Annotated in this window: 15 protein-coding genes; 4 read left to right on the top strand and 11 right to left on the bottom strand. The window is 69.3% G+C overall.

The window, feature by feature from the left end:
* Positions 1-348, top strand: a 348-nt coding sequence (locus tag PV796_RS40055) for a Helicase associated domain protein (RefSeq protein WP_274919414.1), incomplete at its 5' end; no start/stop codon positions are given.
* 283 nt (positions 349-631) lie between these two features.
* Here the strand turns inward: PV796_RS40055 and istB are convergent.
* Both istB and istA read right to left on the bottom strand, forming a co-directional pair.
* Positions 632-1,459 (bottom strand): IS21-like element helper ATPase IstB, encoded by an 828-nt coding sequence (gene istB, locus PV796_RS40060; protein ID WP_274919656.1) that lies wholly within the window; start codon positions 1,457-1,459, stop codon positions 632-634.
* A 90-nt stretch (positions 1,460-1,549) separates the two neighbouring features.
* Positions 1,550-3,118: an IS21 family transposase gene (gene istA / locus PV796_RS40065; RefSeq protein ID WP_274911131.1), complete on the bottom strand. Its 1,569-nt coding sequence runs from the start codon at positions 3,116-3,118 to the stop codon at positions 1,550-1,552.
* 146 nt (positions 3,119-3,264) lie between these two features.
* Between istA and PV796_RS40070 the strand changes: the two genes are divergently transcribed.
* Positions 3,265-3,498, top strand: coding sequence for a hypothetical protein (locus PV796_RS40070; RefSeq protein ID WP_274919415.1), 234 nt, complete (start codon positions 3,265-3,267; stop codon positions 3,496-3,498).
* Between the two features lie 375 nt (positions 3,499-3,873).
* Here PV796_RS40070 and PV796_RS40075 read toward each other — a convergent pair whose 3' ends face one another.
* The 6 genes from PV796_RS40075 to PV796_RS40100 form a co-directional block, all read right to left on the bottom strand.
* Positions 3,874-4,284, bottom strand: coding sequence for a hypothetical protein (locus tag PV796_RS40075; protein WP_274919416.1), 411 nt, complete (start codon positions 4,282-4,284; stop codon positions 3,874-3,876).
* Positions 4,285-4,522: 238 nt separating this feature from the next.
* Complete coding sequence (locus PV796_RS40080; protein WP_274919417.1) at positions 4,523-5,545, bottom strand: protein-L-isoaspartate O-methyltransferase family protein; 1,023 nt, start codon at positions 5,543-5,545, stop codon at positions 4,523-4,525.
* A 76-nt stretch (positions 5,546-5,621) separates the two neighbouring features.
* Complete coding sequence (locus PV796_RS40085) at positions 5,622-6,062, bottom strand: lasso peptide biosynthesis B2 protein (RefSeq protein WP_274919418.1); 441 nt, start codon at positions 6,060-6,062, stop codon at positions 5,622-5,624.
* Positions 6,059-6,355: a PqqD family protein gene (locus PV796_RS40090; RefSeq protein ID WP_274919419.1), complete on the bottom strand. Its 297-nt coding sequence runs from the start codon at positions 6,353-6,355 to the stop codon at positions 6,059-6,061. The genes PV796_RS40085 and PV796_RS40090 overlap by 4 nt, the downstream gene beginning before the upstream one ends.
* Positions 6,339-8,177 carry an albusnodin/ikarugamycin family macrolactam cyclase gene (locus PV796_RS40095; RefSeq protein WP_274919420.1) on the bottom strand — a complete coding sequence of 613 codons (1,839 nt, stop codon included), beginning with the start codon at positions 8,175-8,177 and terminating at the stop codon, positions 6,339-6,341. Before PV796_RS40095 ends, PV796_RS40090 begins: the two co-directional genes overlap by 17 nt.
* Positions 8,178-8,333: 156 nt before the next feature.
* Positions 8,334-8,456 (bottom strand): lasso RiPP family leader peptide-containing protein, encoded by a 123-nt coding sequence (locus PV796_RS40100; RefSeq protein WP_274919421.1) that lies wholly within the window; start codon positions 8,454-8,456, stop codon positions 8,334-8,336.
* A gap of 141 nt (positions 8,457-8,597) precedes the next feature.
* On the opposite strand from PV796_RS40100, the gene PV796_RS40105 reads away from it, so the two are divergent.
* Complete coding sequence (locus PV796_RS40105) at positions 8,598-9,974, top strand: hypothetical protein (protein ID WP_274919422.1); 1,377 nt, start codon at positions 8,598-8,600, stop codon at positions 9,972-9,974.
* Positions 9,975-10,038: 64 nt separating this feature from the next.
* On the opposite strand, the gene PV796_RS40110 is transcribed toward PV796_RS40105, so the two are convergent.
* A complete protein-coding gene (locus PV796_RS40110) occupies positions 10,039-10,323 on the bottom strand; it encodes a hypothetical protein (RefSeq protein ID WP_274919423.1) in 285 nt (94 codons plus the stop codon).
* 293 nt (positions 10,324-10,616) lie between these two features.
* A complete protein-coding gene (locus tag PV796_RS40115) occupies positions 10,617-11,294 on the bottom strand; it encodes a DUF402 domain-containing protein (RefSeq protein WP_274919424.1) in 678 nt (225 codons plus the stop codon).
* Positions 11,295-12,011: 717 nt separating this feature from the next.
* Here PV796_RS40115 and PV796_RS40120 point away from each other — a divergent pair.
* Positions 12,012-12,545 carry a GNAT family N-acetyltransferase gene (locus tag PV796_RS40120; protein WP_274919425.1) on the top strand — a complete coding sequence of 178 codons (534 nt, stop codon included), beginning with the start codon at positions 12,012-12,014 and terminating at the stop codon, positions 12,543-12,545.
* 650 nt (positions 12,546-13,195) lie between these two features.
* Here PV796_RS40120 and PV796_RS40125 read toward each other — a convergent pair.
* Positions 13,196-15,055 carry a helicase HerA domain-containing protein gene (locus PV796_RS40125; RefSeq protein WP_274919426.1) on the bottom strand — a complete coding sequence of 620 codons (1,860 nt, stop codon included), beginning with the start codon at positions 15,053-15,055 and terminating at the stop codon, positions 13,196-13,198.
* Between the last annotated feature and the right edge of the window lie 106 nt (positions 15,056-15,161).

Raw genomic sequence — 15,161 nt, forward strand, 5'->3', positions numbered from 1 at the left:
CAACTCCTTCCTGAGCAACAAGAACGGCTGACCGCACTAGGTATCCAGGCACCCTCCCCCGCTCCTTCTCCCACCCCGGCGAAGGCAGCCAGTGCGACGAAACCGAGCAAAGCACAGCAGGCGTTCCAACGCGGGCTTGCGGCCCTCGCGCAGTGGGTGGAACGGGAAGGCACCCACCGGCCGGTGCCAAGGGGCCACAGCGAACAGATCACAGTCGACGGCGAGGCGGAGCCGGTGACCGTGAAGCTGGGCGTATGGCTATCGAACACCGGGGCGAGGCGGGACAAGCTCACCTCCGAGCAGCTCGCTGCCCTCGCCGACCTCGGACTGGAATGGGCGAGGGCGTAGAAGACACTCGGGCTACTGTGCGTCGATGCAGGGCCCTTGGGCGCGGAAGCGCGCGCGGGTTTCCGGCCAGGGCGTCGCGCTGTCGTGTCCGGGGCAGCCGACGCCTCCGCAAAGAGGTCGTGAGTCGGGCACTGGCTTTCCGTTGTGCAGCGCCACCCGCCCGTACGCCTCGTAACGCTTGTCCACGGACATCGGCCCGTCTGGGTGAGCGGTCAGTTCGGGTCTTGCTGGGCGGACAGCTCATCTCCCGTCGCGGTATGACTTTTCGTCCCTCGGTTGGCGGTCAGTTGGCGGTGATGAGAGGTTGGACTCCCTGGCCGGTGGTGGCCTGGGTGAGGCGGAGTGAGGAGCCTTCGGTCAGCACGATGTGAGCGTGGTGCAGGAGGCGATCGACAGCGGCGGTGGCCAGTGTCTTGGGCATGATCGAATCGAATCCTGAGGGATGAAGGTTCGAGGTCACGATGACCGAACGGCGTTCGTAGGCGGCGTCGATGACGCGGTAGAAGGCTTCGGCGGCGGCCTGGCCGCAGGGCAGCATGCCAATGTCATCCACGACGATCAGATCACATCGGGTGATCTTCGCGACGGCCTTGGAGACGGTGTTGTCGACGACGGCCCGGCCGAGGTGGGCGGTGAGGGATTCGAGGGTGAACCAGGCGACTTTCATCCCTTCGTCGATGGCCTTGTTGGCGAGTGCTTCGGCCAGGTGGCTTTTGCCCGTGCCGCTGGGGCCGGCGGCCGCCAAGTTCTCCGCCCGGCCGATCCACTCCAGCGTCATCAACGCGTGCTGGGTTGGGACGGGGATGGAGGAGATGTCCTCCTTCCACGACTCGAAGGTCTTGCCCGAGGGGAGTTGAGCCTGCTTGCGGTGGTTGCGTCTGGTGGCCGCGTCGCGGCCCTTGATCTCTTCCTCCAGCAGGATGCGGACCACTTCAGCGGGGTCCCACCGTTGTGATCTCGCGGTCGCGAGGACTTCGGGGGCGGCCCTGCGGAGGTAGGGAAAACGCATGCGCCGAAGGACGGACTCCAGCTCGGGCGGGATCGGCGGGGCCGTCGGCGGCGGGGGAAGCGGTGTCGGGGGCGTCTGGGTGACGACCTCGACGGGATCCATCACGGGGGCTGTCATGTCAACTTCCTTTCCATGGTGCCGGGTTGGGAGGGTCCCCGTTCCCGGGCCGCAAAGCGGCCCGGGAACGGAAGATCAGGCGGGTTTGACGCGGCCGAAGTCGGCCCAGGCGGAGGTGCCGGGTTGGACGGAGTGGGCCTCATCGGCGACGACCAGGTCGGCGGGGCGGGAACCGTGGCGGCGGTGTTGGACGATGGACATGAGGTCCTCTTCGGCGAACCGTCCGGCGGTCGCCGCGAGCCCGAGGGCGATGTCGACCTCGCCGACACCGACCAGAGCGGCCAGTTCGACGGCGGCGGCCATCTTGACCCGCATCCTGCTGGTGCCGGCCGCGGCGGCTTCGATCAGCCACGACTTGGCCCCCGGGCCGAGGTCGAGGAATGCTTTCTCCGCGTCCGTGCTGGGCTTGGGTTTGGGCTGGCGGGGACCACCGTCCATGTCCTGGGGGTGGTTGGGGTAGTGGGTCAGGTCGATCACCGGCCGTCCGGGCAGGGAGAGTTGGTGCCGGGCGACTTCCACCAAGCCGGCGGGGCCGTGCATCCACTCGGGCCGGTGGGCAAGGCGGGACAGGTCGACGACGATGACCAACTCGTCGCCGTCGGCACGAACCCAGGCTTCGGAACCGACCAGGCCCGGCGGGGTCGAGTAGCGGACCGATCCGAAGCGGACCGTCTGGTCCTTGAGGACCTGCCTCGACTCGCCCAACGCGAGGGTGTGGGGGGCCTCGGGCAACGGATGAAGCCGCTTCTTTTCGATGTCGAGCATGGCCGCCGGCGTCTTGCCGGTCTCGCGGTGGATGCGCTGGTTGACCTGCTGGCAGAACACCGCGCAGGCCCCGCGGAGTTCGGTGAAACTGTCGTACTCGCCCAGCAGATTGGCATCAGTGGGCACCAGGTCGGCCTTCGCGATGCGGACCGTGGCCTCCGAACCGCCCTTGGATTCCGGATCGAAGGGGACGCATGTGTGCACTTGCACGCCGTAGTGGCGGCCCGTGCCCACCACCTGAGGGTGGCGGACGGCGACACCGGCGACGCGGTCGATGGTGACGGTCTTCTCGTTGTCGGTCAGCGCATAGGTCGGGACCCCACCGAACTGCCGCAGCATGGAGTCGATGCACGAGATCAGCGTGCCCAGCGACCGGTCCCAGGCCGGGACCACCACCCGGTAACGGGACCACGCCAACCACGCGCAGAACAACAGCGTTTGGCGGGGCTCGCCACCGCCTGGGCCAGGCACTTTCGGTCCCCAACCCCAGTCGAATTGGCACCAGAGCGCAGGTTCAGCGATCCATGGGCGATACGTTCTGCGGTGGCCGGCCTTCCACCGTTCCTTCGCCTTCGCCACCGCCCGGCGGGTCGTGCGCTCATCACCGGTGAAACCCAGTAGTTGCAGGCGTTCGTGGAGCTTGTCGGCACGGACCTTGCCCTGCGAACGTTCGACCCACTCCTCGATCTTCGGCATGAACGGGTCGATCAGCTTCGGGCGGACGATCGGTCCGTCGACGGGCATCCCCCTGTCCCTCATCCGTGCGTACCGGCGCACGGTCTTGGGATCAACCCCCGCCAGCTGAGCCGCCGAGTACACGCACTCGGTGGCATCCAACGCCTCGAAGATCTCCATCACTTCCCTGGCATTCTTCTTCACGATCCCTCCGGGAGGAGTCGCTCATATGTGATCGGGCAATCACGAGCAAACCCCCGGAGGGATTCATCTGTTCGGAATGGATGTTCGGACTGCCTCGAATAGCCCAATCACCAGGGAGATGAGCTGTCCGCCAGCCAAGACCCGGAATGACCGTCTACCTGGATCTTGCGCTGTCCGCTGTCATAGATCTGGGCCCAGTCGATCGAGCACCCGAGATAGGGCTGCGTGGCGTCGACCCGTCCGGCGTCGGGGTGCACGGCAATGAAAGGCATGAATCGCATCTCCAGGCGATCCAGCGCATAGCGCTATTAATAGTGACGATCACGGCATACAGGGCAGCACTGACAACGGTGGTCCACATGGCTGAACCGGTGCCGTGAATCGCCACCAGAGGGTGCTCCGTCGAAGCACCGCGCCGGATAACCTTTCGCAGCGCGAACTCGTCCGTCTCAAGGACCCGCGGCGTGGACTAGGCGGGAACCGGCACACCGCGTATCAGCCGCAGCAGTGTGGACCGGCTGGCCCGTACCGCGAGCAAGTTCGCCAGACGGGCGCCCGCCCGGCCCGCCAGCATCACGACCATGTGCCGCAGGACCGCCTGCAGCCCGGCACTTCACCGTCCATAACGAAAGGTCAACGTTGATCTGCTCAACGAACGTCGCCTGAGAACAACCGCGTTCAAGGCAGTGGAACCACCAAACCCGAACTCGATCACCGCCGGGCGGCGCCGGGGGCAGTGGCTGCCCACGACTTGTCTACTGTCCAGCGGCGGTACGGCGCGGCGGAATGCGCAGGCCCTGGTACCCGGGGCCGAGGCCGCGCCGCGTCGGCCGGCGAAGGGGGGTTGGAGGGGTGACGACCTGCTCCTGGTCGCGGTCCCCTTCGTCGACGGGGAGGCCGAGGTCGCGGCGGAGCCGGGCCAGGGCCTGGACAACGGTGCCCAGCGCCGCAGCGGCGGCTGGATGCGCGGTGTGCAGGGCGAGCGCGGTGGTCTCCATCGCCTCGACCGCGTCGTCGGCGGCGGCCACGCTCCAACTCCTTGAGGAACTGGCGGCATCGGCCAGTTCGCACGCGGCATCGGCCAGAGCCTCGGCCTGCTCCGCAACGCCCGGCGCCGCGACGGTGGGCAACAGGTCCATGACCCGGTCAACGACGTTCGGCGGCAAGGGGAACGGCTCCTATATAAGGGAGGGATGGCCCCGGCGGCGGGCAGCATCGGCCGGACAGGCTTGCGACGCCGGGGCGCTCGGCCAGTCTCCCCTACGCCACGGCGTTGCATGAAATGCCTGCGGACCCTAATACGCTCGCGGTCCAGGCGGCTGTGGACCCTGTGGGCAGTGCGTCGATGGCGATCTGCCACAGAGTAGGCGTCGAGGTTCCCGTGCCGGGGCCGATGCAGTGGGCCTACTGGGACAACTGCAGGTCCCAGCCCCCCGTGTCCCCGTTGTCCGTACGGGCCAAGGTTGCCTGGTAGGTCTCGGGGGCGGGACGTCCGGCGGCCTCCCATCCGGCCAGCCAGTCGCGCAGGATGGTGAGCGACTGCGAGTCGGGCTTGTCGGCGAGGATCATGCCGTCCTGCTGGATAACGGCAGCGGACTTCTGTGTGGAGTGGCCGATTGCGCACAGGTCCGGCGTCAGCCCGGCCATGGTCAGATTCTGGTCGGAGGTGGCCGCGACCCACGTGCGCCAGCTTGGCCAGTCGATCCTCTCCCCGGCGTACGGCGCGGCGTATCCAGGGTTACGCAGCTGGTCCAGAACGATGCGGGCGCCAGTGCCGCGCCAGTCGTCCGTGTCCCGCCAGGCGATCGAGATCCATGTTTGCTCTGGAACGCGGTACTCCCAGTCGACCCATCGTCCGGGCATGGTGAAGTCCGTGCGGACCGAGGCGGTTGCTTCGATATACCCGCCGTGGAAGATCGCCTCCACGCGAGGCTGCCCGTCTGCGACGCGGATCTTGGCGACGACGGTGAGATTGGGGACCGCGGCGATCGGCAGCGGGGTGACGATGACGCCGGCGTTGGCGAGTTGGTCGATCCATGCGTCCGGCAACAGCGTCGGGGTGCACCAGGCCACCAGGCGATCGTAGGAGGCGCGTTCGGGGTGCCCGGCGGTGCCGTCGCCGGTGAAACAGTCGACGTTCTCCACACCACGTTCCTGGTGAATGGCGTTGGCCCAGCGGGTCAGGTAGGGGTCGATGTCAACGCTGGTGACGGCTCCAGAGGCACCCACGAGGTTGGCAAGGAGGGCGCCGGAGTAGCCGGAGCCGGTGCCGATCTCCATGACGCGCATGCCCTCAGCGACCTCCAGTGAGGTCAACTCCCGGTGGATGACTGCCGGGTTGGAGCGGTGCGGGGTGGGCCCGCGGCCTTCGTGGTGGGTGTAGTGGCGTTCGGGGACGGTTGCGGCGACCTCGGCGACAGGGGGCATGCTTCACTCCTTCGGGCGATGTGTCGGGCATGTACTTCAACTGCTCCGGCCGGGTGGGGACACGCCCTGCCAGGGTTCAGATGCTTAGGGCGGTGCGGTGATGCCACCCGCCGAGGGTGTACTCGCCTACCGGACCTGTGCCTGGCAGTTCGGCCCAGGCGTGGTACTCGACCGGTGGCGGGCAGAAGCGGGCCCCGAGACACCAGTTGAGGCGGCGGCCGAGCAGGGCGGCTGCGAGCACGGCGCCCAGCGAGGTCTCCATGCAGGCGGCGCGGCCGGGCCACCACCGTGCGGTGTGCCGTACGGCGTCGACCAGCTCCTGTGCTCGCGTGGGGTCGAGCGGGCGTCGGCCGGCCCGGCGTGCGAGGCGGGCGGCGCGGAGGGTGTAGCGGAAGCGGAGGTGGCGGCGGACGGGCAGGTGTAGCAGGACGAGCGCCAGGGCGAGGCCCGCGGCGGCCGCGCATCGCTCGGGGTAGGTGCCGCTGCGGGTGGTGGAGTACGCCTCGATGCTGGTCATCGCCACCACCTCCAACCTTGCCGCCGCGAGGGCGCATCGCTGGGCGTGGCGAGGCCCTGGGCGGTGAGGGTTTCGGCGATGGTGCGGATGTCGGTGGTGGCCTGCTTGGTGGAGATGCCGTAGCGCTGGGCGAAGCGGTTGGCGGCCTGCTCTTCGGTGGGGCAGGAGAGTAGGAGCATGACGGCGGCGGCTGCGGTCGGGGTGAGCTGGGTCCAGCGTCCGGTGTGCTCGTTGAGGATGGCGCCGCCGTCGTCGGTGAGGATGGGGTGGGCGCGTTCACGCAAGAGCCACACGGGGGGTGACCTCCTCCCACCATTGCTTGGGTGCGAAGGCCAGTTGCCGTAGCCAGACCTCGGCGGCGACCACCAGGTGGAGGGTGCCTTGGGCGGTAGGCTGCCCGGCGGCGGCGCGTTCGAGCGCCGAGGTGATGGGGTACTCGGTGACCAATCCCAGAGCGGCCAGCCGGGAGGACGGCCCCAGCAGCTCTTTGAGGACTCGGGCGTGGTCGCGCAGGCCCGCGTAGGCAAGTGCGTTGAACCCGCCCTTCGTCGTGCGGGCCAGGACGAAGGGAGGCAGCACACCGGTACCGGTGAAGGCGGCGTCCAACAGCGGCTTGTACTGGGCGGGTTCTCCGCGCCGGTCGGCGGGGACGGCGAGGCAGGCGCGGATCACCTCGTTGTCCAGGTACGGGGCGGCCAGCTCGATGCCGTGCTCGGCGAGGGCGAGCGCCCGCCAGCCGGCGGTGTTCGTACCGAGGCGCGCCAGGTCCTGGCGGTCGCTCCAGTCCGCCAACCGCACGGGGGCGTCGGTGAGTTCTTCGGCGGCCTGGTCGAGGGCGGCGGCCAGGCGGCGGCGGACGTCGGGGGCCATCCAGTCCGCCGAGGCCAGCAGCGGGGTCCAGGAGATCGGCCGCTGGGCTTGGGGAATCCAGTCCCGTGCGGGGCGGCGGAGTTCGGCCGCCGTCCGCAGCCAGGACCCGGCAAGGCCAGTGCGAGCCGCGTCCTTCACACGGGCCAGAACGGTGAAGGCGGAGGTATGCCGCAGCCGGGCGTGGATGACCGCGTGGCTCAATGCCCGGCGGTGCTGCCGTTCGCGCAGCAGATCCGCGAGATAGGAGGACGGGGCGGACAAGACCGCGTCCCCGGCCGCCCCGGTGAAGTGCACCCCCGGCCCCGGCATCTTCTCAACGACGGTGCCGAGCACGGCCCGTTTGATGGAAGCGGTGACCACATAGGGGTTGGGCGCGTCCGTGGCCGGCAACTCCGTCAGGTCATTGAGCCCGGCGTAGTACACCGCGTCGGCGGCGCCGGGTACCGCGTGGTGCGTCAGGCTCGGCACCGCGGCCGCGGTGCGACGGGCGTAGGCGAGGTCGTCGTCGCGGAGGCGTTCGTCGGCGTAGGTCACCGCGGTCACGGGAGCGTGCTGGGCGGCTAGGCAGGCCAGGGTGGTGGAGTCCAGCCCCGCCAAGTCCGCGCTCACGGGGCGATCGTCGATACGGGTAGCGACGGCCTCGGTGAGCGCGGCCCGCACCGTCGGGGCCGCCTCCCGCAACGCGACCGAGGGATACGTGACCGGCTCGTACCGCTCGACGGCGGCGCCGTCGGGGCCGAGCAGCAGCAGATGGCCGCCCGGCACCCGCCGCACCGACCGGAACAGGCTGCGCTCGGCAAGCGCGTCCGGCTGGCTGAAGGCCAGGTGGGCGGCGAGGACGGTCACGTCGACCGGCGCCCCGTCCAGCGCCGCCAGCGCGGAGGCCGTCGTCGACCACCAGGTGCCGGCCGCGTCCTCGCGGTAGTAGACCGGGTGCTGCCCGGCCAGGTCACCGACTACCGCCAGGGTCTCGCCACTGCGGGCGACGACGAGATATGAGCCAGGCCAGCCGGTCAGCGCGGGCCACCCGCGCGCTCGTACTGCGGGCAGCGCTTCTCGAAGCTGCCGGTCACTGGCGCCGCACTCACCGACCGTCGTGAGGACCACTGGGCCTTCGCCGGCGGACCTGACTCGGGCAGTTGGCCACCCGACCGTCCATGTGTTCTCCAGGCCGGGCACCGCCCGGCCGCCGGCGGGCTGCCGATCGTGCCTGGTGCCGCCGTACCATCCCGCGCTCCACCTCATCGGTGTCCCTCCTGGTCCGTGCGAGTCATGTGCGACAGGGCGAAGGCGCCGGTCCGCCCGCTCGTGTGCCCAGACGAAGCGGAATCGGCCCGGCGCCTCCTGATGCCAGGGCCGGCCGAGGTGCGAATTCCCTGCCCGGCCCCGGCAGTTCACGGGCTACGCGTTCTTGTACTCGGTGTCGTCGGCGTGGTCGAAGTTGTTCGTGCCCAGCGTCACCTCGACGACGTCGCCGGCGTCCAGCACGGTCGGCGTCACGTAGACCTCGGTGGTGTTCTCCATGACGAACGTCCCTTCTCCTCAGTCGAACCCGGGTGGACGGTGTGTCACCGGGCTTCGCCAACTAGTGAACTGCGCAAGGGAGTTGGCGGGTACCGTGTGGAGCACGCGGAGCCGTATATCGGGTATACGAGGACGGACGCCATGGTCCAGCGCACGGCAAACCAGCAGCTCAAAGACCTCATCGAGGAGTCCGGTCTGCCGTACGACGGCATCGCCCGTGCCGTGAGAGCCGTGGCGTTGGAAAGCGGTGAGCGACTGGCGACCAACAAGTCGGCCGTCCACCACTGGACGCGCGGGGCGGTCCCAGACAAGCCGACCGCCAGCTACCTGGCCGAGGTACTCTCCCGTCGCCTCGGCCGCCGCATCACCCTCCATGACCTCGGGCTTAGTTCCCCCGACAGTGGCAAAGATGACAGCATCGGATTGATGCTTGACCTCGATCCCATCGAGACGCTGACCACCATCGGGGAGGCCGATGTGAACCGCCGCCGATTCCTCGCCGCCTCCGCCTACTCCATGGCCGCCGCCGCCCTTCCCCTACAGACCGTCCAAGAGGCCGCCGCCCGCACCCGCACCGTCAGCAGCGGAGGCGTGTCCGGGCACGCCGACGTCACAGCGGTGCGGGACATGGTCCGCCTCTTCATGGACATGGACGAGCGCCACGGCGGGCAACACGGCCGCTCCGCCTTCGTGCAGTACCTGATCACTGACGTCGCGGAGCTGTGCCGAGGCCGCTTCGCCAACGAGGAGGTGCGCGCCGAGGCGTTCTCCGTCGCTTCGGCCGGCGCTCACCTGGCCGGCTGGAAGGCATACGACAGCGGCGAACAGGGCCTCGCGCAGCGGTACTACATGCAATCCCTCGCCTTGGCACGGGAGTCAGGAGTCCCCGGCCAGGACGGGTTTGTCATGCGCACCATGTCCCAGCAAGGCATGAAACTGCACCGCCCCGAGCACTGCCTCGCACTGGCCGAGACCGGCTGGAACCGCGCCAAGGGCCAGGTGGACTCGCAAACCGAGGCGCTCTTCGCCATCACCCACGCCCACGCACTCGCCAAAGTCGGCCAGCGCCAGCGAGCCCTCGCGGACGTCGAGCACGCCCACACCGCCCTGGCCGCCGGCGACGAAGCAGACGTGCCGTTTTGGGCGTTGGTCTGGGGGCCACCCCCGGGCACCGTGCACTCCCGCACCGCGAAGGTCTTCGAAACCCTGGGCGACCGCCGCAACGCGGCCCACCAATACGCAACCGCCGCCGCAAGCCGGCCCGGCACCACCTACGCACGAATCATCGCGCTCGACCTCGTAGCCCAAGCCGAACAGCAAGCCAAACAGGGCAGCATCGAGCAGGCGTGCGCCACCTGGCACCGGGCCATCGACACCATGGACGGTGTCCGCTCCGCCCGCACCCGCAAGGCCGTCCGCTCCCTCCGCTCCGACATCAGCTCCTACCGAGCCCGCGGACTACAGTGCGCTGCCGAACTCGACGAACGAGCCCACGACTTCCTCACACACCAACGCTGAACTTGCTTCACCCCCTGGCCGGTCTCGCCCGATCGTCCGGCCAGGGCTCTCGCGTACGCGCGCGTCAGGCACAGGCCAGACGGTCGGTGACGGGCCACTCGATGCGCACTCCGCGGCGGATCAGAGCGGTGATGCTGTCGACTTGGCATGTGGACGGCCAGTCCTGGGTGAAGCGACGCAGCGCCCGGTACACGCCGTCGCGCAGTTGACCGTCGGTCATCGTGGGCGCCTGCCTTTGCAGTTCGTCGAGAAGCTGCCCGGCGCGGGCCGCACGAGACAATGCGGCGTCTGCGAGCGGTCCTTCGGCGAAGCCGTTCCGGACGCGCAGGCCGGGCTCGATGAAGGTCATGGTGACGATCCCTTCCGCCCGGACTCGCGTGGTCTCCCGGATGGAGACGCGGTCGCGGACCGAGCGGGCGGAACGTAGAGCGCGGACGTCGTTAGCGTCGCGTCGTGGCCGCCGGCCCCGGGCAGTCAGAGGACCTCTCCCCCACGGCTACCGCGTGGGAAGAGGTGTCGTTCTCCGAAGATGGCTTGCCCACAGGTCCTGACCTGGGCAAACGGGCGGCCACTGATTCGGAGGGTTCACACCTCCGGTCACACCTTCGGTCCCCCGCCGAAAGCAACCGTCCAAGCAACGGTTCAGCCGCTCTCCGGTGCAACCCCCTCCGCAGCCTGGGCAAGACGCGGTGTGGGCCAGGCCGGGTCCCACCGCCAGGCCGCCCAGCGTTCCGCCTGCGCGAAGACACCGGAGAGTTCGGTGAGCATCGCCAGGACCTCGCCGCGGGCGGCGTCGACGGCCCGGTGCTCGGCGTCGGAGACAATGCCGAGGCGTCGCACATGGGCGTACTCGTCCTCGTCCTTCCACTCCCAGCGGGTGAGGTCGGGTGTGACCACAAGGTCCACAGTGAGGTCGAAGGTGTCGAAGCCGGCGTCGGTGCGGCGGGCGGGGCGCTCGAAGTTGACGTACCAGTTCCGCAACCGACGCCCGGCCCCGTCGGGCACGTAGAAGGCGTTGACGCTGAACCAGGCCGTGGGCGGCTTCCATAGCAGCAGGTCGGTCTCCTGCCACACCGCGCCCGCGAGCTCCCACCGGCCACTCGCCATCGCCTCGAACGCCTCCACGCGCACCGACCGGTCCCCCTCCGCGCGGGCCCGCGCGTACAGGGCCGGCCACCGGACCTGCGCTCCGGGAGCGCAGGCCGTCACCAACGCCTCACCGGTATCGGCGACAACCCGCAGCGCCTGCTCGCTCCAGACTCGCCCGGAGCGGTGGACATCACGCCGTACAACCGTCTGACCCGCCTCGAAACCGCTCACCGCGTCCCTCCTCCGGTCCCGCGCCGTGGTCCCCGGCCCGGCTTACCCACCTCAGCCCATCCCGGCCAGGGTGGGCAAGCCTGCCATCCGAAGGTGGCTTGCCCAGGCTTCCCTTGGGCTTGCCCGCAGCTACCGGCGACGCCCGAACAGACCGCGGCTCGCTCATCCTCCTTGTCGTCGGCGGCCTCCTTGTACGTGAGTCGTTGGCGTGGTGTGTGGCCCCGGCTGCCCTGGCGGGCGGGCCGTTTCGCGACCGTCGGGCGGACCGGGCCGTCAGTCGAGGTCGATGGTCCCGGACGCGGCACGAGGTCGGTTGCGGGCCCACTTCTTGAGGTCGCTGACGTGTGCCGGCGCTCGTCGTGCCGCAGTTGGGGGCGCCGTGGGGATCAGTCGGCCCGGTCGACGGCGGCAGGGCACCGACCGGGCCGGCAAGGAGCGCGCGACGGCGGGGCGTACGAGGAGGTACCTCTCGAACGCCATTGCGGTGCATCAGGTCGCGCGGGGAGGGCGACCTCGCTGGTAGCGTCGGCGACGCGTCGAATCACGGCGAACCGCCACACCTCCAAGAGGGCCAGCGCACGGGCCACCTGGAGCACGAGACCGGGCCTCTGCTGCGTGCACGGGGCCTCGCCCGACCGATGGCACCACCGCCGCTGACTCAATGCGCCTGCCCAGCCGGCCCTATCCCCCTGTCCAGTGGCGTGCCAGGGTGCTCGCATGATCGAGACGCCGCGGCTGATACTGCGCCGCTTCACCCTCGCTGACGCGCCGGCCATGCGTACCTACCGCAACACCCCTGCCATCGCCCGCTATCAGGCATGGCGCTCCCCCTTGACACATGAGGATGCGGAGCACCAGGTGCTGCTCTATGCCAAGCAGGAGCCTGCGGAGGCGGGGTGGTTCCAGTACGCCGTCGAGCACAAAGGCACCGGACATCTGGCTGGCGACCTTGGTGTTCGCCTCGATGACGACCTGCTGCAGGCCGAGATCGGCTTCACCCTCGCCCCTGCATTCCAACGGCAGGGATACGGCACCGAAATGGTGCTCTCCATCCTCGACCACCTCTTCGCGCAAGGCATGCGCCGCGTCTACGCTGAGTGCGACATCCGTAATACCCGCTCAGCCGCACTTCTTGAGCGCACCGGGTTCCGACATGAGGGAACGCGTACCAGGCCCACGATCAACATCAACACCGGTGAGCGGACAGACATGACGCTGTACGAGTTGAGCCACCATCAACGCACGGCATAACGGCAGCTAAGTGGCTTTGCCACGCGGCCGTTGACGTTCTCCGGCACAGCCCTGCGCGGCGAGCAGCCGCCGGTTCTCCTCCAGGCGCAGTGTGTGGCCCCGGCCGGATTGCGTCCCGTCACGGGGGCCGGGGCCGTCCCGCGCACCCCATACCGGCACGGGCAGAAAGGGAGCCTAGTCTGTCTGTCCACGGCGGGATATTCGCCTCCCATGATGAGCCGCATGGTCCCTTTAACTGTGGTGTCTCAGGACGTTGGTGTGACAAAGCGACTCGTCACGCTGTCGGCACGGTGACGTCATCATCGATTCGCTGGGCGGCTATCTTCCGCCGCACGTTGCGGAGTTGGCGCGGAAAGTCGCCAGGTGCCGGCGCCGACGGCCGCGTGACGGCACAGGCGCAGCCTCGTTGACCCGGGCGGTATCCATTGTTGCGGGCCCTGGGCTGTCGTCGCTGTCCCCAGGGCCCGCAGCATGACCGAAAGCGTCAAGCTCGGTTGCTGCCAGACCCCAGGTGCGCGGCTGTTTCCCGGCGCCCAGGGTGTGTCCGCGGCGGGGTGGCGCAACTCCCCGGCCCTCGTGGCCGCGAGCCCGTCGGCGGCATCGGCCGAACCGAGCATGGCTGTTTCGTGGCCGCCGGGCGGATCGGGCTGTCAGTCGAGGTCGGTGGTGCCGGACGCGGCGCGAGGCCGGTTGCGGGCCCACTTCTTGAGGTCGCCTACGCGGTAGAGGAGTTCGGCGCCGCGCTTGTCGACCGAGCCTGGGAACGTGGGGTCGTTGGCGCGGGCATAGCGCAGCGCGGCGAGGGTGTACGGCAGGTGGTGTTCGGCGGCCTCGCGCAGCCCCACCACCTGGTCGCCGTCCACCGGGGTCGCCGGCAACGTCGCCGGGATGACGTCGGCCGGGGGCATGAGGCTCCCGGCGTCGTCGAGCACGTCGACGGACGATATGTCGGGGGCGGGTGGCTTGTGCAGTTGCACCGGGCCGGGCTGCGTCGGGAGGTCCGCGGGCTTGGGGTCGGTGGCCATCTTGCCGGTGCTGGCCCACTGGTGGGCTTCGGCCTCGGTGAAGAACAGCACCTGGGTCTCGCGGGCAGAGCCGCCGATGACGACCTGGGCGCGGCCGTGGTGCTTGGTGGACTTCGGCGCCGGGTGGACCTCGGGGGCGAGCATGCGCCAGGCGTTCACGCTGTAGCGGGCGAGGATGCGGGTGGCGAACTGCTCGCGGACCTCCGGGCCTCCCAGGGCTCGGGCGGTGGCGGACTGGGCGACCAGGAGCACGTGCATGCGCAACTGGCGGCCCATGTAGAGGATTTCGTTGAGCGCGTCGACGGCCGGGGAAACCTTCGGGTCGCCGGACTCGCGGATCTTCTCCCAGTAGCGGGCCAGCTGCTTCATGGTGGCGTTGATCTCTTCGAGGAGGATCAACACCCGTGGGCCGATGGCTTTCGGATCGGCGTCGATGCCGAGTTCGTCGGCGATCCGGGTGCGCAGTCGGCCCAGCTGCCCGAGCTCGATGAGCTGGTCGTGGATGTCGGCGATGTCGCGGCAGTACGTGACGCCGTCGGTGCCGTGGGCCCACGGGTGGGAGATCCGCTTGGTGTCGAGGACGACCACGCGCGAGCCGTGGTGGAGCATCTGGCAGGCGATGCAGCGCAAGGTGGCGGACTTGCCGCCGCCGGTGGAGGCGTTGACCAGGATGTGCGGGGAGTCGGCGTCCAGGTCGACGGAGACGATCCGGCCGCCGGTGCCGATCCCGATGATGGGTGCGGACTCCGGGGCCTTGGCCACCAGCTCGCGGACCTTGGGGTCCTTGAAGAGGGCCTTGGCCGGGGGCTTGCGGGTCTTCTTCACCCGCACGTACGGCTTGCGGCCCTCCGGATGCCAGTCGAACGTCACGCCCTCCAGGGCGAGTTTCTGCGTGATGCGGTCCGCGACGACGTCGCGGGAGAAGTCCAGGTGGCTGGGCAGGTCGATCCGTATCTCCGCGTCGTCGTCGGAGAAATTGCGCGGGATGTGGAGGTAGCGGCGCGGGTCGGTCTGCTCCGCCAACCCGAGCGGCCGGTAGAGCGCATCGTGCAGCGGAGCGACCCATTCGCGCATCAACTCCCGGCGCTCGCGGGTCAGCACCATGTACGCCGCGGTGCCCACGGTCAGCACAAAGGTCGCGCCGATCCCGCCCGGCTCCAACGCGGCGAGCGTGGCGTCCCGGTTGTTCCACAGCTCCTGGACGCCTCGCACGGTGGCGTCCAGGTCCTGTGTGGCCAGGTAGCCGGTCTCCCCGACGCCAGCCCCCAACGCGAGGCGGAAGGTCAGGCGCCTCCACCCCGGCTTGTAGGAGCGGCGCCGTACGCGGCCTTCCACCGTCGGCAGGACACGGGTGCCGGCGCGCCAAAAGGTGGCGTCGGTGCGCTTGATGCCGTCCAGGTCTCGGCCGGCCAGGATCCGGCCGATGCCGAGCATGAGGGATTCGGCGGTCTCCTCGACCTGCTTGTCGAACTTCGTCTGTGCCACTGGTCGTGCCCTTTCGGTGTGCTTCCGGGCACCTCACACCCGGAAGCGGACACCTCCCTTCTAAACCAGATCACTTGTGGATAGATGCGGGCGTATCCTCTCGGCC

The organism is Streptomyces sp. WZ-12 (assembly GCF_028898845.1).
Classification (GTDB): domain Bacteria; phylum Actinomycetota; class Actinomycetes; order Streptomycetales; family Streptomycetaceae; genus Streptomyces.